The sequence below is a fragment of the Pseudoalteromonas sp. S8-8 genome, from assembly GCF_000497875.1.
Taxonomy (GTDB): Bacteria; Pseudomonadota; Gammaproteobacteria; order Enterobacterales; family Alteromonadaceae; genus Pseudoalteromonas; species Pseudoalteromonas arctica.
Genome location: NZ_AUTR01000046.1, coordinates 38,787 through 61,349 on the forward strand (window position 1 = coordinate 38,787; position 22,563 = coordinate 61,349).

20 protein-coding genes and 1 pseudogene are annotated in these 22,563 nt (G+C 40.1%); 13 read left to right on the forward strand and 8 right to left on the reverse strand.

Annotation, left to right across the window (positions count from 1 at the left end):
- Nucleotides 1-585 precede the first annotated feature (585 nt).
- From L659_RS0115755 to L659_RS0115785, 7 genes and pseudogenes are all read left to right on the forward strand, one after another.
- Entirely contained in the window at nt 586-1,071 is a 486-nt protein-coding gene (locus tag L659_RS0115755; protein ID WP_024591155.1) for a hypothetical protein, read from the forward strand.
- Nucleotides 1,072-1,073: 2 nt separating this feature from the next.
- Nucleotides 1,074-1,877, forward strand: a pseudogene (locus L659_RS0115760) (hypothetical protein); the annotation flags it as partial.
- Between the two features lie 326 nt (nt 1,878-2,203).
- Nucleotides 2,204-2,473 carry a hypothetical protein gene (locus L659_RS0115765; protein WP_029769920.1) on the forward strand — a complete coding sequence of 90 codons (270 nt, stop codon included), beginning with the start codon at nt 2,204-2,206 and terminating at the stop codon, nt 2,471-2,473.
- A 272-nt stretch (nt 2,474-2,745) separates the two neighbouring features.
- Complete coding sequence (locus tag L659_RS0115770; protein ID WP_029750805.1) at nt 2,746-3,072, forward strand: helix-turn-helix domain-containing protein; 327 nt, start codon at nt 2,746-2,748, stop codon at nt 3,070-3,072.
- The gene (locus tag L659_RS0115775; RefSeq protein ID WP_029769921.1) at nt 3,056-3,439 is read left to right on the forward strand and encodes a HipA N-terminal domain-containing protein; all 384 of its coding nucleotides are present in this window, start codon (nt 3,056-3,058) and stop codon (nt 3,437-3,439) included. Before L659_RS0115770 ends, L659_RS0115775 begins: the two co-directional genes overlap by 17 nt.
- 196 nt (nt 3,440-3,635) lie before the next feature.
- On the forward strand, nt 3,636-4,709 hold the full coding sequence (locus L659_RS0115780) for a HipA domain-containing protein (protein ID WP_231388448.1): 1,074 nt from the start codon (nt 3,636-3,638) through the stop codon (nt 4,707-4,709).
- Nucleotides 4,710-5,125: 416 nt separating this feature from the next.
- Nucleotides 5,126-6,223 (forward strand): Fic family protein, encoded by a 1,098-nt coding sequence (locus L659_RS0115785; protein WP_024591157.1) that lies wholly within the window; start codon nt 5,126-5,128, stop codon nt 6,221-6,223.
- 374 nt (nt 6,224-6,597) lie between these two features.
- On the opposite strand, the gene L659_RS0115790 is transcribed toward L659_RS0115785, so the two are convergent.
- Nucleotides 6,598-8,097: a phospholipase effector Tle1 domain-containing protein gene (locus L659_RS0115790; protein ID WP_024591158.1), complete on the reverse strand. Its 1,500-nt coding sequence runs from the start codon at nt 8,095-8,097 to the stop codon at nt 6,598-6,600.
- A 98-nt stretch (nt 8,098-8,195) separates the two neighbouring features.
- Nucleotides 8,196-9,500 (reverse strand): NAD(P)/FAD-dependent oxidoreductase, encoded by a 1,305-nt coding sequence (locus tag L659_RS0115795; RefSeq protein WP_007583476.1) that lies wholly within the window; start codon nt 9,498-9,500, stop codon nt 8,196-8,198.
- 514 nt (nt 9,501-10,014) lie between these two features.
- Between L659_RS0115795 and L659_RS0115800 the strand changes: the two genes are divergently transcribed.
- Entirely contained in the window at nt 10,015-11,943 is a 1,929-nt protein-coding gene (locus L659_RS0115800; RefSeq protein WP_024591159.1) for a RecQ family ATP-dependent DNA helicase, read from the forward strand.
- A gap of 45 nt (nt 11,944-11,988) precedes the next feature.
- Nucleotides 11,989-12,297, forward strand: coding sequence for a YkgJ family cysteine cluster protein (locus tag L659_RS0115805; RefSeq protein WP_032827102.1), 309 nt, complete (start codon nt 11,989-11,991; stop codon nt 12,295-12,297).
- A gap of 71 nt (nt 12,298-12,368) precedes the next feature.
- Here L659_RS0115805 and L659_RS0115810 read toward each other — a convergent pair whose 3' ends face one another.
- The 4 genes from L659_RS0115810 to L659_RS0115825 all read right to left on the reverse strand — a co-directional run bounded on the left by L659_RS0115810 (nt 12,369) and on the right by L659_RS0115825 (nt 16,591).
- The gene (locus L659_RS0115810) at nt 12,369-13,988 is read right to left on the reverse strand and encodes a methyl-accepting chemotaxis protein (RefSeq protein WP_024591161.1); all 1,620 of its coding nucleotides are present in this window, start codon (nt 13,986-13,988) and stop codon (nt 12,369-12,371) included.
- Between the two features lie 226 nt (nt 13,989-14,214).
- Nucleotides 14,215-14,832, reverse strand: a complete 618-nt coding sequence (locus L659_RS0115815) for a glutathione S-transferase family protein (protein ID WP_010554991.1) — start codon at nt 14,830-14,832, stop codon at nt 14,215-14,217.
- A 44-nt stretch (nt 14,833-14,876) separates the two neighbouring features.
- Nucleotides 14,877-15,905: an NADP-dependent oxidoreductase gene (locus L659_RS0115820; RefSeq protein ID WP_010554990.1), complete on the reverse strand. Its 1,029-nt coding sequence runs from the start codon at nt 15,903-15,905 to the stop codon at nt 14,877-14,879.
- A 179-nt stretch (nt 15,906-16,084) separates the two neighbouring features.
- Nucleotides 16,085-16,591, reverse strand: coding sequence for a GNAT family N-acetyltransferase (locus tag L659_RS0115825; protein WP_024591162.1), 507 nt, complete (start codon nt 16,589-16,591; stop codon nt 16,085-16,087).
- A gap of 149 nt (nt 16,592-16,740) precedes the next feature.
- Between L659_RS0115825 and L659_RS0115830 the strand changes: the two genes are divergently transcribed.
- On the forward strand, nt 16,741-17,946 hold the full coding sequence (locus L659_RS0115830; protein ID WP_024591163.1) for an anhydro-N-acetylmuramic acid kinase: 1,206 nt from the start codon (nt 16,741-16,743) through the stop codon (nt 17,944-17,946).
- Nucleotides 17,947-17,983: 37 nt separating this feature from the next.
- On the opposite strand, the gene L659_RS0115835 is transcribed toward L659_RS0115830, so the two are convergent.
- The gene (locus tag L659_RS0115835; RefSeq protein ID WP_010554987.1) at nt 17,984-18,469 is read right to left on the reverse strand and encodes a hypothetical protein; all 486 of its coding nucleotides are present in this window, start codon (nt 18,467-18,469) and stop codon (nt 17,984-17,986) included.
- Between the two features lie 510 nt (nt 18,470-18,979).
- Here L659_RS0115835 and L659_RS0115840 point away from each other — a divergent pair.
- Genes L659_RS0115840 through L659_RS0115850 form a run of 3 tightly spaced genes read left to right on the forward strand, consistent with a single transcriptional unit; the run spans nt 18,980 to nt 21,163 of the window.
- Complete coding sequence (locus L659_RS0115840) at nt 18,980-19,612, forward strand: hypothetical protein (RefSeq protein WP_024591164.1); 633 nt, start codon at nt 18,980-18,982, stop codon at nt 19,610-19,612.
- Complete coding sequence (locus L659_RS0115845) at nt 19,609-20,304, forward strand: hypothetical protein (RefSeq protein WP_024591165.1); 696 nt, start codon at nt 19,609-19,611, stop codon at nt 20,302-20,304. The genes L659_RS0115840 and L659_RS0115845 overlap by 4 nt, the downstream gene beginning before the upstream one ends.
- Nucleotides 20,297-21,163 carry a hypothetical protein gene (locus L659_RS0115850; protein WP_024591166.1) on the forward strand — a complete coding sequence of 289 codons (867 nt, stop codon included), beginning with the start codon at nt 20,297-20,299 and terminating at the stop codon, nt 21,161-21,163. Before L659_RS0115845 ends, L659_RS0115850 begins: the two co-directional genes overlap by 8 nt.
- A gap of 209 nt (nt 21,164-21,372) precedes the next feature.
- Here the strand turns inward: L659_RS0115850 and L659_RS0115855 are convergent, their stop codons facing one another.
- On the reverse strand, nt 21,373-22,500 hold the full coding sequence (locus L659_RS0115855; protein WP_024591167.1) for a zinc-binding dehydrogenase: 1,128 nt from the start codon (nt 22,498-22,500) through the stop codon (nt 21,373-21,375).
- Nucleotides 22,501-22,563: the final 63 nt, after the last annotated feature.

Sequence of the window (22,563 nt, forward strand, 5' to 3'; positions counted from 1 at the left end):
ACGTGTGAGTTAAGTATTAGCCGAGAGAGTAATCAAATGATGATGCTAAGAAATTATCCCCTTCAACTTCACCTGCAAACACATAATTAATGAGTAATTCATGGATTCGAGGAAAGCGATGCTTGCACATGGATGTGCGTTCATCGCGTTTACGTTCATATTAATTATTTGTTTAAGGGTAAGTGAACTTGAGGGGTGCCGTGTGATTCCAAAGAGAGACCGGCGCTTGTCTTTCTTTGGTTGCCATCGCCAACGCGATATTTGTAAATTATTTTAAAAGCTACGCTTTTCGCGCGAGCAAGCTGAGCGCCTACAGGTGTTTAGGTGAGCTTTGCTTGTTGATTGGGGGAATGAGCTAGTTACTAAAGAGAAAGCGCGATGTAAAATCCTACCTACGGTTTTGTTGAGTGTGGTGGTTTAATTATTGTAGGTGAGGTTTTATACTTTGCAGGTGTTTTATAAAAACCAAGACACAAGGTGAACTCAACCCATAGCTTTAATTTTGCTTTTTGGATTAGTAATGTTGATGTGTTTTTTCACATTTATAGGTACACTATTTTAAAGTTTTAATTCAGGGAATGAATAATGATTAAATGGATTTTACTGGTATTTATTAGCGTATTTACAACTTTTCCTCAAGCTGGTGAGGCTTACACACAAGCTCAATGCGATAGCATTAAAAAGCAGCGCGAAGCTATTCGGTCTCAATTTAGAAGTGGCTACAGTAATAAAGAAGGTGAGCGTTTAACTGCGCGCGATAAAACGCTATTTACCTTACTTGCTAATCACTGCAGTAAGCCTAAAAAGAGTGGTAGTGCTTATCAGGCTACTTCTTCTACCCCAACCCGTACGCCTAATAGCAATTGGTTACTCAATCAAAAAGTATCAAACATGTCTTTGCACAGCGATAGCTATAAAGATGCCGCTAAGCTTGATGCTTGGTCAAAATTTTATAAATTGCCCAAACGTTGCCGTAAGAAAGGGATGAATTCGGCCGACTTTGTATGGTGTAGCGAATATAGGGGTAAGCAAAAAGAGTTGTTTGAAGCACAGTGGCAAGGGCGCCCATAAAGATGTTTAAAACAAAATTGCGCGTGGTGTTTGTATTTTTTGTGCTGCTAATTGCATCGGCGCTCATTGCTAATCATTTTACTGGGCGGGTATTTAATTATCACGATCCTATAGGCGAGGTTAAACGAATTTATAGTAGTTTATCGTCGCAGGTAACTACTGAACCTTTAGCAACTAAACAGCTCAAAAATATAAGCACGGCTACTTTACAAAGTGTATCAGTACCTGCCGATAATCACTTATTGCAAGCTAACAATACGCGCTGCGTGGATGTGTCGTTGGGTAAGGTTAAATATAAACGTAATGGCGATATATTTACGTGGACAGACAGTGACGGTGTGCCGCATTTTAGTGATAAAAAACCGGATTTTGCAGTAGCAACTTACGATACTGGTTTTATTGAACCGTTAGATTACTTTGACCTAACTTTAAATACGCCTAATTTACCTTCGTCATTTAACCAAGAGTTACGTATAAAACTTAATACTGTATTTAAAGTATACGGGCAGATTATTGGCGTGCATGCACTTAAAAAGGTAAAGCTTAATTTAACGGTATTGCCTACGCGTCGTGCTTATGAGGCAGCAATTAAGCAACGCGGTGGTGACTCTACAAACACTGCGGGTATGTATTTTCACGCGAGTAATTCTGCTTTTATTCATTATGATAATGCACACAGTGCAATGCGAACTGCGGTACATGAGGCAGTGCACGCCATTAATAAAGCAGTTTTAGGTTACACCTCTAGATGGTTTAATGAGGGGTTTGCTGAATACTTTGAGCTTACTAAAAATAATATGCAAACAGCTAGGGCGTGTTGACCTTTCGTGATTGATTTTGCAGCTGTATGTTTGGTTTTTAGGCAAGGCAGAGCCTATGTAGTGTGGTTATTCCCCATAAATAGGCGATAACGCAGCATAAATGCCAAACATGCGCTGCCCTTTGGGTTCTTTCTAGGGACGATTAACTCTTTGTTGCTCGGTTTTTACTTAGCCCACTAGGTTACAAACCTCGCGCCGCGATTAAATCGCCCCTAGATTGAACAAATTTCAATCCACAAAGGTCAACACGCCCTAGTGTTGAGTCGAATAGTTCATGGACGAAAAATAACAATATTACTAAAAGTGTATTTTTGATTGATTCGTTAGTGGGTTTGGATGACTCATGGAAAAAAGGTGACATCAGTAAGTTGTATGCAAGCAGTTGGGCTGCAATTTACTTTTTAATGGATACTCAAGCAGGGAGAGTGTTACTTAAGAATATAATGCTTGCTGAGCAAGAATCCCTCTGTAATAAGCTATCTGAAAAGCAATTAAAAACGATGATGTATAAGCAATTTCCTAATCTTAATCGTGAATATTCTCAGCGGTTAAAAAAGCCTTTAAAAGCGCATATATTTTAAATGAGGTAAAAGTTTAAAAGCTACGCTTTTCGCGCGAGCAAGCTGGGCGCCTACAGGTGTTTAGCTTGGCTATTAAGCTCAAAATGTCATTAACTTTCCATAAGTAACCTATATTTTACTTATGGAGTTGGGTTTTATTTTACTGCCTATAAGTAAGTTAAGGTTTACTTATGGGTAGTAAATATACGTTCAAACTTAAAAGTAAGTTATATTTGACTTTTGGATTGGCTACCCTAAAATAAATTGTATAAGTAAACTATAGTTGACCTTTAATGAGTGAATTACCAGCAAAAAAAACACTTGGAAGAGTTGTTAAACGCACTGAAATGCCTGATCTATCAAAGCCGTTTTCGTCGGTGCGACTCGCTAAAGCGATTACTTCAAAGCGAACAGGCATGAAGCTTACGCTGGTTGATGTATCGCAAGCACTTAATATTTCAAAGCCTACGCTGATAAAAATAGAAAAAGGTGATGTGAATGTGCAGTTTTTTAATGTACTCAAAGTGATGGAATACTTGGGGTTGTCGTTTAGCCTTGTCAGTGATGACGAGTCGCACCACAATAACAACGAAGAGGTGAGCGATGAGCAGTGGTATTAAAAAAAACAGCTTGGATGTATTTATTGGGCATACGCAGAAGATAGGTGCGATAGCCCTTGATATAGGCTCTGAAAATGAAATTACATTTACCTATGAGCCTGAGTGGATTAATAAGGGGTTTGCTATTTCACCACACTTACCGCTCAATGGTGATTTTGACTCACGTGATGTGCGTAATTATTTACAAAACTTATTACCCGAGGGCAAAGGTCTTGATGAGATTATAAGTAGTACTACTATCTCTAAAAATAATACGTTTGGTTTGATTAAAGTAATTGGCGAGGAAACGTCAGGCGCTTTGTCGTTTAGAGCAAGTAACAGTGCTTTAAAGCAAACATCTTTTCGTGAAGTAACTAGGGTCTGTTGATCTTTGCGGATTAAAATTTGTCCAAACTAGGAGCTATTTAATCGCGGCGCGAGATTTGCAACCTAGTGGGCTAAGTAAAAACCGAGCAACAAAGAGTAAATAGCTCCTAGGAAGAACCCTTTGGGCAGCGCCTGTTTGGCATTAATGCTACGTTATCGCCCATTTATGGGGAATACCACACTGCATAGGCTCTGCCTTGCCTAAATACCAAACAGGCTGCTGCAAATTTAACCTTGAAAGAACAACAGACCCTAGTGACGAGCTAAGCCAAAAACTTAAACGCTTTGTACAAGTTGGCGAGTCAATTACTCATTGGGATGGCCGAACTCGGCTCTCTGTTGCTGGCGTTCAAGACAAACTAAACCTACTCGAAATCGATAGTAAATTAGGATTTGGTGAAGGGGAGCTATGTTCTAATAAAATTTTTAAATTTGAAACAGGTACCGCTCCTTTCATTGCAGTAAATGAACTTTTTACCATGCTTTTGGCAAAAGAGTCGGGGCTCAATGTTCCCCATGTTGAGTTGCGCACTTATGCAGATGTAAGAGTATTTGTAATAGATCGCTTTGATAGGCGCGTTACACAAGATCAAAACCGTGTATTACGTCGTCATATTATTGATGGTTGCCAAGCCACTAATTTACCTCCTTCTTATAAATATGAGCGTCAGCATGGTGATGATGGGGATGGTATTTATATTCGAGATGGCGTTTCTTTTGCAAAACTATTTAATGTTAAAACAACGAATGTACAAGCGTATGAGGCTCAGCTTATTCGTTGGATGACATTTAATATTTTAGTACGTAATTACGATGCTCATGGCAAAAACATTAGTTTTTTTGTTGGTAAAAATGGTTTAGAGCTTACGCCGTTTTACGACTTGGTAAATATAGAGGCTATTATTGAGCAGGGAAGCATTGACCGTGATATGGGCTATCTACAGCCCAAAATATCAAGGTGTTATGCTATGTCAGTGGGTGAGCATAATTCGCAAAGTGCAGGCAATTTTACTAATGAGATTACAGCTTACATGTTAGCTGATTTTGCTGATGAATTTGCTATTTCACTACCACGGATGCAACTACTTATGAGTCAAACTGTTGACTCTGTATTAGCTGCAATTGATACGGCTAAAGTTTCTGCTGTTAAAAATAACTTGTCTACTGCTGAATTAGCACACATTGATTTGTGCATAAAAATAATTAATAAAACTGCAAATAAGCTGAGTGAGCAAATAATACAACTACCAAATATGGATGCATTTATTTAAATTTTAGAAAATAAATACACGCATTTTGAGTAAGTAATTCATATTTTGGTTGCCAGCATCAACGCGATATTTACAAATTAAAATTAAAAGCGCGAGATAAATTCCGGCTTACAATTTAAAAGCTACGCTTTTCGCGCGAGCAAGCTGGGCGCCTACAGGTGTTGAGCTTGGCCTTATTTAAAAGCCAAAGCGCGATATAAAATCGCACCTACGCTTTTGTTGAGAGTGGTGTTTGCAATGATGTAGGTGAGGTTTTATACCTCGCTTATAAATGGATTGTTTTTACCATTGAAAAATGAATTATTGTTCTGTTTAACGCTTAAAAGTAATGAGGCAATTAACTCTTCTATTCGCCTCATTGCATGAGGCAAATAAATAACATAGACTGAAGCTAATTAACTTTAGGACTAAAGACTATGTGGATATGGCAACAGCAAAACTGGCCAAACTTTACGTGGGATGCTGCGGCGCTTGCTCCTTTACTAAGGGAGCTTTCATATAATCAAGGTTTATTAGTAGGGCGTATGGGCGCGCAAAGTGCTCAACAAAAGCAGCAGGCCCTTGATACTTTACTTGCAAATATTATTCACTCCAGTGCGATTGAGGGCGAAAAGCTCAATGCATTTTCGGTTCGCTCTTCGCTTGCTAAAAAGCTCAATATTAATGAGCAACCTTACCCAACAACAGTGCAAAGCGATAATCTTGCAGAGATTATGCTTGATGCAATAAATAACACAGACTCACCGCTTAATTTAGAGCGATTGCTTAATTGGCATCGCTTATTGTTTGCAGGTGAGCAAAGCTTATTTACTAAAATTGAGGGCGGGCAATTGCGTGCTGACGAGCCAATGCAAGTGGTATCGGGGCGCTTAGATAAACCGGTATTACATTTTACGGCGCCTCCTAAAGAGCGAGTAAATAAAGAGCTGTCGCTATTTTTTAACTGGTTTAACAAAACGCAAAACGATCCTCAAATAGACCCTTTTATTCGGGCAGCTATCGCACATTTATGGTTTGTAACAATACATCCACTTGAGGATGGTAATGGGCGTATTACACGGCTTATAACCGACCTGGCATTAGCGCAAGAACATGCTGAGTCAATTCGGTTTTACGCTATGTCGGTGGCTATTTTAGAAGACAGAAAAAGCTACTACGAAGTGCTTGAAGCCACTCAACGTGGAGAGCTTTGTATTACAAAATGGATTAAGTGGTTTTTACGTACGCTTAATAATGCGATACACCATACGCTTAATAATATTGAGCAAACAATTTTTAAAACCAATTACTGGGCAAGTAAAGATCAAACAAAGTTAGGTGAGCAGCAAGTAAAAGTGCTTAATAAGTTACTTGATGGCCAATTTGAACAGGGTATTAGTGCGAGTCAGTATCAAAAGGTGGCTAAGGTTAGCCGTGCAACCGCAACACGCCATTTATCGGACTTGCAAACGCTTGGGTTTTTAACAAAAACCGCCGCAGGTGGGCGTAGTACACGTTATAAAATTGCCCAATGAGGCAATTACTCATATTATTCGACTCATTACGTGAGGCGAATAGGTGTTTTAAATTGTTACAGGTGAGGTTTTATACCTCGCGGGTGTTTTTATAAAGCCAAAGCGCGATGTAAAATCGCACCTACCATTTAAAAGCTTCGCTTTTCGCGCGAGCAAGCTGGGCGCCTACTGTTGTTTAGGCGGGCTTTGTAGCGTTGATTGGGAGTTATGAGCCGTTACTAAAGAACAAAGCGCGATGTAAAATCGCACCTACGGTTTTGTTGATTGTGGTGTTTGAATTATTGTAGGTGAGGTTTTATACCTCGCATGGTGTTTTTATAAAGCCAAAGCGCGAGATAAACTCACGCCTACAATTTTAAATACTGTGCAACCTCTTATCCCAGCCGCGTTACTTTCACTTTTATTTTACCTGCATTAGCGCCATAAAAGCGGCTTAGGTCGTTTGCAAATGGACAAAACTCGCCTGATTTATCTATTTTAATATCGGCGCCGTTGGCTATTTCAAAAAGGTGGTCGTCGTTTTTATTAATAGCACCAATGAGTGAAAACCATTGTGCGCGAGGAAATCGTCTAAATGGTTCAAGCACAGCCATTGGGATTTCTTTTACGCCAAGTTGTACGTTATCGCGGTTCCAGCCTAATGGCGTGCACTTTATGCCATCGTCAAACCAGTATTGATTTGGGTATGGGGTAAAGCGGTACGTAGCGCCTTGCTCTAGCATGAGGCCGGTTGCGTTGTATTGCTCAGAGGCAAATACCATTACATCTTGGCTTTGGTTAATGCTCAGCACACTCATGTTTTGATTAGCCAGTTCTATATGTTGGCTTAAACCAATAAAACTAAGCGTGGTGTTGTCGTTATAGCTAATTTTGTAATGCAGTTTTTTAAGCGATTCTGGGCGATAACTGGTTAGCTTATTAATTCGTTCGGCTACGCTGAAGTGCACCAAAGGCTCAAGGTTGCTGGCTTCGTCATTAATTAATACATAGCACTGCCTATCTACTAATTTAAAAAACGGGTTAAACCAAAAGTAATTTTGTTGATGACTTAATGCGAGCGGATCGGGCGTTACGGTTACGTCATCTTGTGCTACTAAGTTGCTATCGGGGAGTAGGGTTTCGTAATCTATATCGTGGCTAGTGAGTAACGATATATCAAGTGGTTGTTCTATTAACCACTCAAGTGCATAGCGCAAGCTAATATCGGCTAGGCCATCGCGGTAGTAACCGCCGCCAATGTCTGAATGCGCACCTGCAAACCATAGCTCGGTAATATTGTTTTGATGGTTCATGAGTGTGGGTTCAAAGGCGCGGCGTTTTTCGTCAAGGGCTACGCAGTGCAGCGCGTGAGTAATGTTGTTGGCAATGGTGTGGTTTTCAAAAATAACGTGTTCTGCGCCGCGTGTAGCTTTACTTACTTTAGATAAACCAATAGAGGCGACGGTATCAAACACACATACATACACGTTGTTGCTTATTAAGGGTTCTAAACATTTAGCAAAACGTCTGGCAAGCGCAGCGCCTCGGCTAAAGCCCGTTAGCAGTATGGTATCGCCTATTAGGTAGTGAGCTTTAAAGTCGCTTAACGCTTGATTTAAAATACTGGCTACGTCGTCACCACGAGGTGCAAGGGTTTGGTTTAAAATGCGTTTAAGGCGGCTGCCTTTAGTGCCAATACCTTGATAATAAAAACTGAGTTGGTTAGCAAAAGGAGTAATGGGGGAGTCTTCTAATTTACCGCCAAGCAGCAAATGTAGTTTTAGAATGTTGGTAATATTAGAGTCTTCTTTAAAATGATCTGAGCTAAATTGTTCTGCGTCACGGGGCTCGTTTCCTGTGCCGTCAAAGTTAAAAATTAGCGTTTTACCCGTCATAACCCAATTCCCTTAGTTGTTTTAAATACTCTACACAGACAATGTTAAAAATTAAAGACAGTGATAACGCTCACTGTCTTTAATTTAGTATATATAGATTAGTGCAATTTCATTTTTGGGCGCACTACACGCAGTACTTTTTCGCTTATCCATAATGCAAAGGTTTTTGCGCTGCCATGTATGGCGCGTTGGTGCATACGGTATAAAGATATATACATAAAGCGGGCAATTTTACCTTCAATAAAAAAGGTATTGCTGGTTAGGTTACCCATTAAGTTACCCACGGTGCTGTAGCTCGATAAGTTAACCAACGAGCCATGGTCGCTGTATTTAAAGCCGCGTAGTGGTTGCTGCTTTAATGTTGCTATGAGATTTTTTTCGACGCATAACGCCATTTGATGCGCCGATTGTGCGCGTGGTGGTACTTGCTTGCCGTCGGCTTGGGTAAATGCGCAGCAATCGCCTAATACAAAAATGCTTTCGTCAACGGTGCTTTGTAAAAACTCATTTACTTGAATTTGATTGCTACGAGTAAGCTCAAAAACACCTAAGTCTTTAATAAAATCAGGTGCTTTTACGCCTGCCGCCCACACCATTATATCGGCATCAATATGTTCTTCATCTTTGGTGATAAAGCCTTGCGCAGTGCCTTCTTTCACTTGCGTTTGTTCGCGCACGTTTACGCCAAGCTTTAATAGCTCACGCTTGGCACTTACGGCAATACGCTCAGGTAATGCAGGTAAAATACGCGGGCCAGCTTCAATTAAATGAATGTGTAAACGCTTAGACGACATATTTGTTAAACCATAAAGCTTTAATAGCTCAGACACATGGTAAAGCTCAGCTGAGAGTTCAACACCCGTAGCACCGCCGCCTACAATGGCAATATTAAGTGATTGCTGTTGGTTGTCGTCTTGGTGAAGGCGCGTAAAGCTATCTAGTAATGAGTGTTGAAAGCGCTCTGCTTGTTGGCTTGAATCTAAAAAGTAGCAATGCTCTTTTATACCAGGGGTATTAAAGTCGTTACTTACGCTGCCAATGGCAATAACAAGGTGATCGTAACGAACTGTACGGCCAGGTAAAATAGTGTGGCCTAACTCGTCGTTTAATGGGGAGAGGGTAATTGTTTTATTGCTTTGGTCTATGTTGCAAAAAGTACCAAGTTGAAAACGATAATGATGTTTTGCGGCATGGGCTGAATACACAACGCCATCTAAATCAGGGTCAATAGAGCCTGTCGCTACTTCGTGCAGTAACGGCTTCCATATGTGGGTACGGTTTTTGTCTATTAACAGTATATCTGCTTGTTTTTTTTTCCCTAGCTTATGCCCCAGTTGGGTTGCAAGTTCTAATCCGCCAGCACCACCGCCAATAACGACGATTTTAGGTATTGTAATACTCATAACGTTGCCCTTAAAAATAATATACCCAAGTGATCTGTATTTTTTATTAGTTTTTTAAGGTGACTTGGGTATCAATAAATTATTTTGGCAACAAGTAGTTACTACTCATTTTATGGGTGCCTAGTTTGCGCCTAAATAAAACCGATGTCAGCAATAAATAATGTTATTTGTTGTATACTTATACCCAAACCGTCTCAATATGCAGAATTCAGCGTTTCACAGGGGCTTAATATCAAGGCGTTACTTTGCAAGAATGGCAGCCCCCTTTTAAGAAGTAACAACGATGAGAGTAAGTGCCTGTGAAACGCCCAATGGGTTGGTTTAAAAGCGATTTATACTGCGTTATTGATTTTAACAATAGAACCACTATTATTTGCAATCAATGCCTTGCCTAAATCGCTTTTAACTCCAACTGAAACTCTCATCTTGAGATGGTTTGGGTATACATGCAAATATTTCATCTACACTGCATTTTTATAAGCATGACTATTGTTTAGCCATCAAAAGGACATTTATGACCACGCCACTAATTCAATCACTTGAGCAGCACTTTGGTTTTAGCCAATTTAGAACAGGGCAACAACAAACTATAGAGCAGCTTTTAAATGGTCAATCGTCGTTGGCTATATTTCCGACCGGCTCGGGTAAATCGTTGTGCTATCAATTAACTGCGTTGCATTTACCAAATTTAACCTTAGTGGTTTCGCCTTTGCTTGCATTGATGAAAGATCAAATTAGCTTTTTAAATAGCAAAGGTATTTATGCTGCCAGCCTTGATTCGAGCCAAGATCAAATGCAAAGCAGCACCGTAATGAATGATGTGCGAAACGGTAAAATTAAAGTATTAATGGTGTCGGTTGAGCGCTTTAAAAACGAGCGTTTTAGAGAGTTTATAAGCCAAGTGGCGCTTTCGATGTTAGTGGTAGACGAAGCGCACTGTATATCAGAATGGGGCCATAACTTTAGACCCGACTACCTTAAACTGCCGCGTTACCGCGAAGAGCTTAATATTCCTTTAGTGTTGTTACTTACAGCAACGGCCACTAAAAAAGTAAAACGCGATATGGCAGAGCGCTTTGCTATTGCGCCTGAGTGCATTGTGCAAACGGGCTTTTACCGCGCTAATTTAGATTTAAGTGTGTTGAGCGTTAAAACCGCCGATAAAAACACCGAGCTTACCAACATAGTGCGTGCGCAAAGTGGCCCAGGTATTGTGTATGTAACGCTACAGCAAAGCGCTGAGCAAGTTGCTAATGTGCTAAGTGCTCAAGGTGTGCACGCGGTGGCGTATCATGCGGGGCTTGAAGATACGCTACGCTGGCAAATTCAAGATGACTTTATGGGCGGTAAAATTAACGTCGTAGTGGCAACCATAGCCTTTGGTATGGGCGTTGATAAATCGGATATTCGCTTTGTTATACATTACGATTTACCAAAATCGATAGAAAACTACAGCCAAGAAATTGGCCGAGCAGGACGCGATGGCGATCCATCAAATTGTTACACGCTTGCTAACCTAGACGGCCTAAATACGGTAGAAAACTTTGTATATGGCGACACGCCAGAGCTTAGCGGTATTGAATATGTAATTAACGATATTCGCCAAAGCCACCAGCAATGGGAAATGCAAGAATATAGCCTTTCAAGCGAAAGTAATATTAGGCAACTGGCACTTAAAACCTTACTTGTACAGCTTGAAATACAAGGCGCTATAACGCCGCAATATGCTTACTACGCCGATTTTAAATATAAATTTTTGGTTGATAAAAACGAGCTACTTGGTCATTTTGATGAGCAACGCCAAGCATTTTTAACACAAATATTTAGCCATACCGATTTTAAAAAAATATGGGGCACGCTAAATTTTGACTCCCTTACGCAAGCCGCGCAGGTTGATCGAAAACGCGTAGTGGCAGCCCTTGATTACCTAGCCGAAAAAAACCTAATAACGCTCGAAACCAAACGTATTACCCAAGTATACAAAGTGCATGGAGAGGTTATAAATAACCCTGAACTTGCCCAGCAACTTCACGACTATTTTACCGATAAAGAACAAGCCGAAATTAAACGTATTGCTGCACTGGTACGCTTTTTTGAGCTACAAAGTTGCTTAAGCTATAACTTAGCGCGCTATTTTGACGATCAAAATGCACCTGAGCAATGTGGGCATTGTAGTGTGTGTAGAGGGCATGCGGTTAAGCTTGAGTACTCTATAGAGCCTGCATATATTGACGAGCAACTTATTTATCAAAAGGTAGATGAGTTTTTAGCGCATATGGCAGGCAAGGGTAATCATAATGTGGGGATTGAAACCCAATGCCGCTTTTTAGCGGGGATGAGTGTGCCGTTATTTGCGCGTAATAAAGTGCGCCAACTGAGTGGTTTTGCGCTGTGCGAGCAAATGCGTTACAGCGATATTAAAGCAAAACTACTAGCGCGTTAAATTAGTTACTGTATCCTAGTGGCTTATTCAAAAAAGTAAGCCACTATGCCTCATATTGTTATTCCCGTTGAAAATATTGCTACTACCCCAGAGCCCGTTACGTGTGCTAACTGCCAAGCCTGTTGTTGCCAATTAGAAGTGCGCATAGTAACCGACACCGGCGTGCCTTTCAACTATATAGAATACGATAAATGGGGCAGCGAAGTAATGAAACGCGCTGACGACGGTTGGTGCCAAGCACTCGACCGCAATACGCTTATGTGCTCCATTTACGAAAACCGCCCATTAGTTTGCCGCGAGTTTGAAATGGCGTCGGGTGAGTGTATTACCGAGCGCGATTTAGCGGGTATATAGTCCGCTATTATAAATGTACATAAACAACAAAGGGGCTTAAAAGCCCCTTTGTTTATTGCTTACTATAAAAATTAAACTTTAAAGTAGCTAATATACTTTTTAAGTGTGTTTGAAAGGTCAGCTAATGCAACAGCTTCTTGTGCGTTACTGTTAAGCGACATGCTGGTTTCTTTGGACATACTGGCAATTTCTTCTACGCCGGTACTAATTTGCGCCACAGTGGCTACTTGGTTTGATGTTGATTCAACAATTTCAAGCACGTTACTTAATGAGTCATTAGCTTGTTGCTGTATTTGATGCAGTAGCTCGTTTGCTTCGTGAGTAAGTGTTAGGCCATTTTCTACTTGTGGTACTGTGGTTTCCATAGCTGTTACCGACGCTTGCGTGTTTTCTTGTACTTGCAAAATCATCTTTTCGATATCGCCAGTTGCATCACCAGTACGCTGGGCAAGTTGCCTTACTTCGTCAGCAACAACAGCAAACCCTCGGCCTGTTTCGCCTGCTCTTGCAGCTTCTATTGCTGCATTTAGTGCAAGCAAGTTTGTTTGATCAGAAATACTGCGGATCACACTTAAAATATCGCCAATGTGTTTTACATGTTCTTGCAGCACGTTTACTTGGGTAACTGTGGCTTTTACGGTTACTGAGATTTGCTCAATTTCGGCCGCTACTTTTTGCACTGCAATACTACCTTGCTGCGATAATTGCGCGGTTATTTTTGAGTTATCTTCTGTTTGCCTAACTGAGTCGGCTACAGCATGGATACTACGGCTCATTTCTTCTAGGCTGCTTACTGCCGAGTTTGTATAAGTTACTTGTGCGTCAGCGGCACTAAGTGCTTGCTGCGAGCCAGACGCTACGCTTGCAGAGTGAGTAGAAAGCTCTTCAGATGAGTTAATAATGCTATCTACAATGGTTTTTAATTTAGATTGCATCACCCCTACAGAAGCCATCATGCTATTTGGGCAACACGACTGTACATCACCTCTTAAGTCGCCTTGGGCAATAAGGGCAATTACTTCAGCGGCTTCTTGTGGTTCGCCACCTACTGAATTTCTGATCAGTTGGCTAATAACATACGCAACGCTTATGCCTATTAAAAAGGCAAGTGAGGTGAGCGAAATCATCCAAATTTTAAATGAACTGGCAATATCTAGAGTATCGATAGTGGTGGTTTGATTTGCTTGCTCTTGCAGGTTTATAAATTGGTTTATAACATTTAGCCACTGGGTAAACGCAGGGCGTGCATCGGTCAATAAAATGCGCTCAGCTTCGTTTAGGTTTCCTGCATTTTTAGCGTTTATAACACCTTGAATGAAAGGTTGAGTGCGCTGCTCTATTTGATTTATTTTATTAATTAAAGCGCGTTCTTCATTATTCATATTACCCATTAGCTCGGCCATAGACCGGCTTGACGTTTGGTAAAATGCGTTTAGCTCTTTTATGCTCTTTAACACGGAGCTTAAACTGCTTTGATCGGTAATTAGCACTACATCGCGCACGGCTATTGCTCTGTCGTGTACGCTGCCTCTAAAGTTAATTGCGTAACGTTGCTTTACCGAATTTACGTCGGTCATGTGGGTAATGTTATTATTAATGAGGCTAACGCGCGAAATGCCAATAATGGTTAAAATAAGCATCATTGATAAAATTACGCCAAAGCCGGTCGTTAAACGCATGTTTATGGTCATGGTTGATCCCAAGTGTGAGTCAATACGCGCAAGAGCAGCTTGTATTATTAGTGATTATTCTAAAACAATAGCAGCATTATGCCTTATTAATTAAAGTTTTATTAGCAATAAGGGATTATTTGTTAATTTAGTTTACAAGCGTAACTTTAATGAGGAGTGTTTTTCAGGCATTAAAAAAGGGGCTAAATGCCCCTTAGTGTTATATAAAAATATTATATAAAAGTAGTTAGTCGTACTTTGCTTCTAGCTCATTAGCTGTATGAAACTTCTCATGACTTTGTAATTGCTCGTCGTATTTAACGAGGTTTTTAAAGTGCGCTAATTGACCTGAGTTTTTAACTATTTCAACAATAAACGACATCATAAAGTCAGCGCCCGTTAGGGTATCGCCCACTAAATAACGTTTACCTTCAAGGCGGTCGTTAAAGTAGCTAATTACTTTAGCTGTTTCAGCGTCAGCATAGCCTTCTAAAAACTGCGTTTTAGCGCCGTCTTTTAGTACAAACATTTTAAGTAAAAGCGGTAAAATTGCTGAGCTTTCTGCAAAGTGCAGCCATTGCTGGTAGTCAACATATTCAGCGGTATCTACTTTTGGAGCAAATTTACCGTTACCGTATTTGGTAATAAGGTAGTCTGTAATAGCGCCTGATTCAGCAATAATTAAACCGCCGTCTTCAATTACCGGTGACTTACCAAGTTGATGAATATGCTTTAGTTCGTCAGGAGCTAGGAAGGTGTCTTTATTACGCTGATAAGCCACAATTTCGTAGTCAACATTTAGCTCTTCTAAAAGCCAAATTACGCGTTTAGAACGTGATTTATTTAAATGGTGTAGTTTGATCATGTCAGTCCTTTTGTGGCTTNCTTTGCCTTACAAGCCGTATAAAATTAAAGTGGCTTATTAATTTTAACCACAGTTTTACCAAAGTTTTTACCGCATATCATATCGTTGAACGCGTCTACTGTATTTTCGATGCCTTCTACCATGTGCTCACGGTATTGAATTTTTCCGTCTTGTAGCCATTTTTGCATGTCTTGTGCAAACTCGTCGTAACGGTCGCCGTAATCATCAAAAATGATAAAGCCTTGCATTTTAATACGCTTAGTAAGCAATTGACCCATTAGCATACCTAAACGGTCTGGGCCTTCTGGCAAGCTAGTAGCGTTATATTGCGATACTAAACCACACAATGGTACGCGCGCTGCGGTATTTAGTAATGGTAGTACGGCGTCGAATACTTTACCGCCCACATTTTCGTAGTAAACATCAATGCCTTTATCACAGGCTTTTTCTAACTGCTCTGCAAAGTCATCAGCTTTGTGATCAATACAGGCATCAAACCCTAGTTTTTCAACGGCGTGTGCACATTTTTCGCTACCACCAGCAACACCGACTACTTTACAGCCTTTAATTTTAGCTATTTGCCCAACCGTTGCACCTACTGGGCCTGTTGCTGCTGCAACAACTACGGTTTCGCCTTCTTTAGGCTGGCCAATATCAAGTAAACCCATGTAAGCAGTAAAGCCAGGCATACCCATAATACCTAATGCGTATGAAGGGTTTGCAGGCTCTTTACCTAACTGCATTAAGCCTTCACCGTCGGTAATGGCGTAGTCTTGCCAACCTGTGTAGGCAAGTACCCATTCACCGATCCTAAATTTATCGTTTTTAGACTCTTCTACTTGGCACACTGTTGCGCCAACCATTACATCGCCAATATTAACTGGGTCAGCGTACGACTTAGCATCACTCATACGACCACGCATATACGGGTCTAGTGATAGGTAAATAGTACGTAGTAAAACTTCGCCGTCTTTTAATGCAGGAAGCTCTACCGTTTTTAATTTAAAGTTTTCATCTGTTGGAGCGCCATTAGGGCGTGATTCAAGAGTAAGTTGGCGACTAGTCGTAGACATAAAAGATCTCCTATTAATATAAATAAACTACTTACCGAATGTTTACGCTTTAAAAATCGTGATCAGCTAAACAATAATGCGCGGCTAAGCAGTATGAATATGTACAATGCGTACCTTAATAAAGGAGTTTTGGGCGGGTGGTTGATAATTCAACCTTTGCGCAAATTTAATTAGAGTAATTAGTCTGCTTTGAGCTTGCTAAATATATGGTTGTTGTAAAATTGACCATTTTTATAAATGGCCTGTTTAAGCACAGCCTCTTGCTCAAAGCCACTTTTAATAAGTGCTTTCATAGAGCCGGTATTACCAGCAAACACAGCGCCAAAAATTCTGTTTAAGTGTGAGTTTGCAAACGCTTCTTCGCATATAAGTTCAATAGCGCGAGTAATAATACCTTGCCCCCAATAGGCTTTATTAAGCCAATAACCAATTTCGCCACTGTGGCTGTATTCAAATTCGCCGGGAGTTATACCAATACAGCCCGCAAATTGCCCATTTACAACAATGGCCTTAACCGTTGCATCAATTACGCCGTTTTTTGAGCCTTGGTTTATCCACCAATCAGCATCTGCTTGTGTATACGGAAACGGAATTTTTGACGATAAATAACGCGTTACCTGTTCATCATTTAAGGTGTTAATAATAAAAGGCGCGTCTTGGGCTTTAAACTCTCTGAGGGTGATCATATTTTTTCATAAATTTTTAGTATGCACACTAACTTAACAATCATTTTAACATTAAACAATCAGAACCTAAATTAAACGGTTTACGGCTATTACTTTGTTTTAAAGTCCTCTAATATAAGCAAAATATTACACCTATTTTAGATGCCATTATGCACCTTCACATTAAAGCGCTTTATAACAGCGCCCAAAAACCTAGCCGTTTAATTATTGGTTTAATGAGCGGTACCTCGTTGGACGGGCTTGATGTTGCACTGTGTAAAGTAACGGGCGCGGGCTTAAATACACACATTGAGGTTTTAAATTTTACTACTGTTGATTACAACGACGATTATAAAACTAAAATAAAGCAGGTATTTGCTAAACGAGAATGCGATTTAGAGCTTGTTACTTTACTGCACCCGTGGGTAGGTAAACTCCATGGCGATATGGTTAACCAGTGCTTAGCTAAGTGGAATATAAACCCTGCAAGTATTGATGTAATAGCAAGCCACGGGCAAACCATTTACCACTGCCCGCAGTCGCAGCATAATCACAAAAGCTTTACTAATGGCACCTTACAAATTGGCGATAGCGACCAAATAGCCGTTACTACGGGTATTACTACCATTGGTGACTTTAGGCAAAAACACATAGCCGCAGGAGGCGAGGGTGCACCACTTGCTGTGTATGGCGATTATTTGTATTTTTCGAGCGCTGTTGAGAGTCGGATTTTGCTAAATATGGGCGGCATAGCTAACTTAACGTTTTTACCCAAAAATGGTGATGCAAACGGCGTATTTAGCTCCGACATTGGCCCCGGTAATACCATTATGGATGCGTACGTACAGCAACATTTTAAAGATATGCATTATGACGATGGCGCAAAAATAGCAAAAGCAGGCAAGGTAAATACACCATTATTAAATGCATTATGTAATAACGCATTTTTTAAACTCCCAATGCCTAAAACCACAGGGCCAGAGGTATTTAACTTAGCGTATTTAAACGCCGCACAGCAGCTTACAAATACACAGCACTTAAGCCACGAAGATGTAATGGCCACCTTAAATACCTTTACTGCAACCGTTATAGCAAATGCATTAAACGAGTGTGCAGAGCGCGAACAAAATTGTGTGGTGTATGCAAGTGGTGGGGGTATTCATAATCCATTACTAATGGCGCAACTTACAGCGCTTTGCCCACGTATTAAGGCTTTTAAAAATACCGACGATTTAGGTATAAATCCCGATGCAAAAGAGGCTGTGTTATTTGCTATTTTAGCAAACGAATGCCTAGCAGGAGAGCAGCAACACCTAAGTAACACCGCGCAGGGTATCGCTGGAGTTACTATGGGTAAAGTAAGTTTTGCAGATTAATAACTTGTCGCATCGCGTAATTTAGGTGCAGTTAGCACTAAAACAGCGATAAAAACGTAGACCCCATACTCGCAAAGTAGCTACGAACGCCCTGTGACTTGGTATGTTCAGTTTTTATTTGCTCAGGAATATAGCCTTGCTCAAATGCTTTAATGTACACATCGAGTTGCTGGCTTTCTTTTAAGGTCGTATTTTTTCCGTGCAGCATCATTTGCACTACAAAACACTGGCTTTGTGTAATGTTACTTAAAGTTAGGTTTACAGTACCAGATTCAAGGTCCGCATTGCTCAGCGTTTTTTCAGTAAAATACTGCGCCCCACGTGCACTGGGCTGCGTTGCACTTAGTGAAATAACATCGCTCTCATTTGCGCCATCAGGCAACACACACTGCAGCGTAATGTTATGCGCAGCATTGGCTTTTAGCGATAGCTTTTCATATTCCATAGCGTGGCTCATCGCCGCAGACATAGAATCATCAAATGATTGCAGTGCAAATGTTAGTTGCACTAAGGGTGTACTCATCTTACTTAGTCTTCTTGAGTCTATTCATTTATCGGATAGAGATTATCGCGGATCAAGGTTACAGATTTATGACTAATTGCATTAATTAGTACAATTATTGAGTGGTTTGATCAAAGAGGATCTTTTTGTTCTAGGGCTGGAATTACGTGTTCAAACCTCTGTAAGATAATCTCACACGTCCAGAAATAATATAAATGCTTTATGATTTATTTTTAAAAGTACAAATAGCTTTAGTTGAGCCCGCAAGTTAATTTACGGCAGCTATGAGCGATAACCCAACGATCAATGATTACGATACCAGTTAAAGTTTACCCCTTTGTTGCCTTATTATTCTTCAGAAAGAGCTTTATATAAAATGAGGCGATAGCGATAGATTAGGTAAGTGAATCGAGCACGAAAATTTTAATTAGCAAATATACACTTATTCAATTTTTACTGTTGACTATTTAAATACCTAAAGAGATACTTGTCCCGAGTCCTAGGACTCGGGACGCGTTACTTGGAGGGTAGATGAAAAGTCAAGATGTTTTATTATTACTAAAATTGATTTCGCTGCATGTGGGGCTTGATGGGAAAGATGGTGATTCGGACATTATTCAAGTGGATGGTACTTGGGAGGATTGGGATGAAAAGGGGTTAAAACCTACTTTTACCGAAATGGATCAAATTGAAAGCCGATTTTCCTTAAGAAACTTAGAAGGTTTAACTGGGATAAGTAAATCTCAGATTAGTCTTAGCCTTAATCGGATGTATTCCGTAGGACTTGCAAAAGTAGATCGCAAACTTCAAGTACCTAAAACAAATACTAAGGCTTTGTTGGAGTTTATTGCCTATGGTATTCGATACGTTTTTCCTGCAAAAGAGGGGGTGATTGGCAGAGGGATCGCTACGTCGATAGCTGCCCCTGTTCTCAGAGGTAAGTTAATGACGTCTGGAGAGCTTCAGCCTGTATGGTCAAATCCAAGGGGTAATACTAAAGGCATGTTAATTGAGCCATTACACCCTAAAGTATTTTTAGCAGTACAGCAAGATGCCCAGTTGTACGCGATGCTAGCGTTAGTTGATGCGATAAGAATAGGCCATCCACGAGAACGAAATTTAGCACTAGAAATGCTCAATAGCATATTTAAGGTAGCCAAATGAATACAATCAACCTTCAAAAAGAGATGTTAATAAAAGTTGCTACTGCACTTGGAGATGACTTAATAAGATCAATGGTATTTGTTGGGGGTTGCACCACAGGGCTATTGGTCACTGATGAGTTTACTAAAGAGCAAATAAGGTATACCGACGATGTTGATTTGATTGTTGATATCATGGGGTATGCAGCTTGGACTGATTTGCAGGAACAACTTAAAGTGAAAGGGTTTTCTATTGACATGGGCGAGGATGTTATGTGCCGCATGATACTTGATAACCTTAAAGTTGATTTTATGCCAGTTGATGAGAAAGCGCTTGGTTTTACTAACATATGGTATAAAGACGCAGTAGCAACCGCCGAAGACTACGTGCTGAATGATGCATTAACCATTAAATTAATAACGCCAGAATATTTTGTAGCCACAAAGCTCGAAGCCTATTTAGGAAGAGGGAAGGGTGATGCTCTTTCAAGTCATGATATTGAAGATTTACTTAATATTTTCGATGGTAGAGCATCAATAGTTAATGATATTTTATCAGCCTCAGAAGACTTGAAAAATTATATTAGCGAACAGCTTAATAGTTTAATGGAAGATGGTAATTTTGAGTATGCAGTTCAGGGAACTGCTAGGAATAGTTTAGACAGAGAGCAGTTGATCTTTGAGCGTATCGAAGGCTGTATTGTGTATGGCTGACCCTTCTTCACTAAAACTGATACACCGGACTCAACAAGGATTCGAACGAGCAGAAAACAAAGATTATTTTTCGATAATAAATACTGACTTCGGTACTTGGGTATTTGTAATTGATATATCTACCTCATCAATCGCTACAACAAACCTAGCTAAAAGGTTTAGCGAACATTTCTATGCTTGCCTCCAAGGCTTACTTATAAACAGTGTTAAGCTTTTTTCAGAAAAAATAGCACAAGATAAACCTCAATTAGAGGATTATTTTGAAGACGCAGAGAAGCGTAATCAAATTATCCAACAGGCTTTCAGCGCAACTAAAAAAGAATTGAAAATAGGTATTGCCAGCTTTTTATCACTGTACCGTAATGGTAGCTCCAATAAAATTTATGGCTTCTGTGCAGGTGATTGTCGGTTAGGTTTATTCAACAATAAAAGTATTCAATGGTTATCACCTGTTCATACTGGGGCGAACCCATTGGGTAACGATTTTGAAAGTTCGATAAGCTCAGTTCCTGAACGCCATATATTAACTAAGAGTTTAAACTTAAGGCGTAAATTTGAACCTGAAACGTTTGAATTAGACTTTTCAATTGATAATATTTTTGCTTTAGCAACAGATGGCTTTTGGATGGAGTTAGATGAGGCGCAGCAGCAAAGCTTCATCAATGAACCTGATGTATGTTTGGCTGATAGAGACTTAGTTGATGATACTTCGGTATTACTTATTACCTGGTCAGCTCTAGAACAAGAGATAGAACTCAAATTTGAATGTAGTTTAACGTTTGGATTAAAGTCATCACCAAAAAAAATAGCAACACCGATAAATGAAAACCTACTGATTATTAACAGCAGAAGTCTTTAATTTATTAGGGATGTCTACAAAACAGAGAATAAGAATGAACATTAGCGATTAGCCAATTTAATAAGTGCTATTTACTAAAAAGTCATAGAAATCCACGAATGTAATTGATTTGCTAAAGTAAATACTCCGAGCTAGCTTTTACAACGACCAAATAAAAAGCAGATACCTAATTAGCATCTGCTTTTATATTTTTAACGAAGAATATTTAATTAAGCTTGAGGTTTAATTAAGTACTTTTCGCCTGTTGCTTGTTTAGAATAAGCCGCGATTGATTGTAAATGTAATACCTCAGCTAATGACACTTCGTGCGTGTAGTTGCTCGCAAATGTAGTGGTGATTTCATCAGCAACGCGTTTGCGCATTTTCATTACTGTATCTGTGCCTAATTTACCTAAGGCATTAAATAACAAGAACCCGTTTACAGCCCAAGCAAAGCCAAAGTTACGGTTTAATGTAATAGGGCCGCGGTCTAGTGCGCCATAAATGTACACTTGTTTAAATGTATCAGAGCCGTAAATTGTGTGCTCTTTCATATCGCGCGCAGCTGCAACTTCCATACAGTTAAGAATGTCACTTGTTAGTTGGCCGCCACCAATAGGGTCGAACGCTATAGTTGCACCGGTTTCGATTATTGCAGCTGTTAGGTCAGCAAGAAAAGTGTCGCTGCTTGAGTTAACAATATATTTTGCACCCATATCGCGCAGTAATTTTTCTTGTTCTGGTTTGCGAACAATATTAATTAAATCAACGCCATCGGCAATACAAATACGGTTTAGCATTTGGCCAAGGTTAGAAGCTGCAGCAGCATGAATAATAGCTTTATGGCCTTCAGCGCGCATGGTTTCTACCATTGCTAGTGCGGTAAGTGGATTAACAAAAGATGATGCACCTTCTTTAGCGGTAGTCCCTTCTTTTAGCGCTAGGCAACTTTGTACATTGGCACATATAAATTGACGATACGTACCGCCGCCAATTACTGCAACGGTTTTACCCATTAATGCTTGTGCGGCTGGTGATGAGCCTGCTGCCACTACGGTGCCTGCGCCTTCATTACCTACAGGTGTTGCTTTACCTACACGGGTTTTAAGTGATGGCATAAATTGAGCTGGAACATCGGCAGTAATTACTGGATTTTCATCAGTACCCGATTGCTTTGCAGTAGACATATCAGCTGCGCTGAATAAAACGCCTAAGTCTGATGGGTTTAATGGTGCAGCTTCAATGCGAATAACCACTTCATCGGCTTTTGGCTTTGGCATATCGATGTTTTTTAAGGCAAGTGTTAGTTTATTGTCTTCGCTGATAGTTGAAGTAAGTTGGATATTTTTATTTGTCATAGGTGTCCCCTGCAAAGAATTAAATTTGTTAAGCCAATAACATTATTGTATTGGCGATCTGTT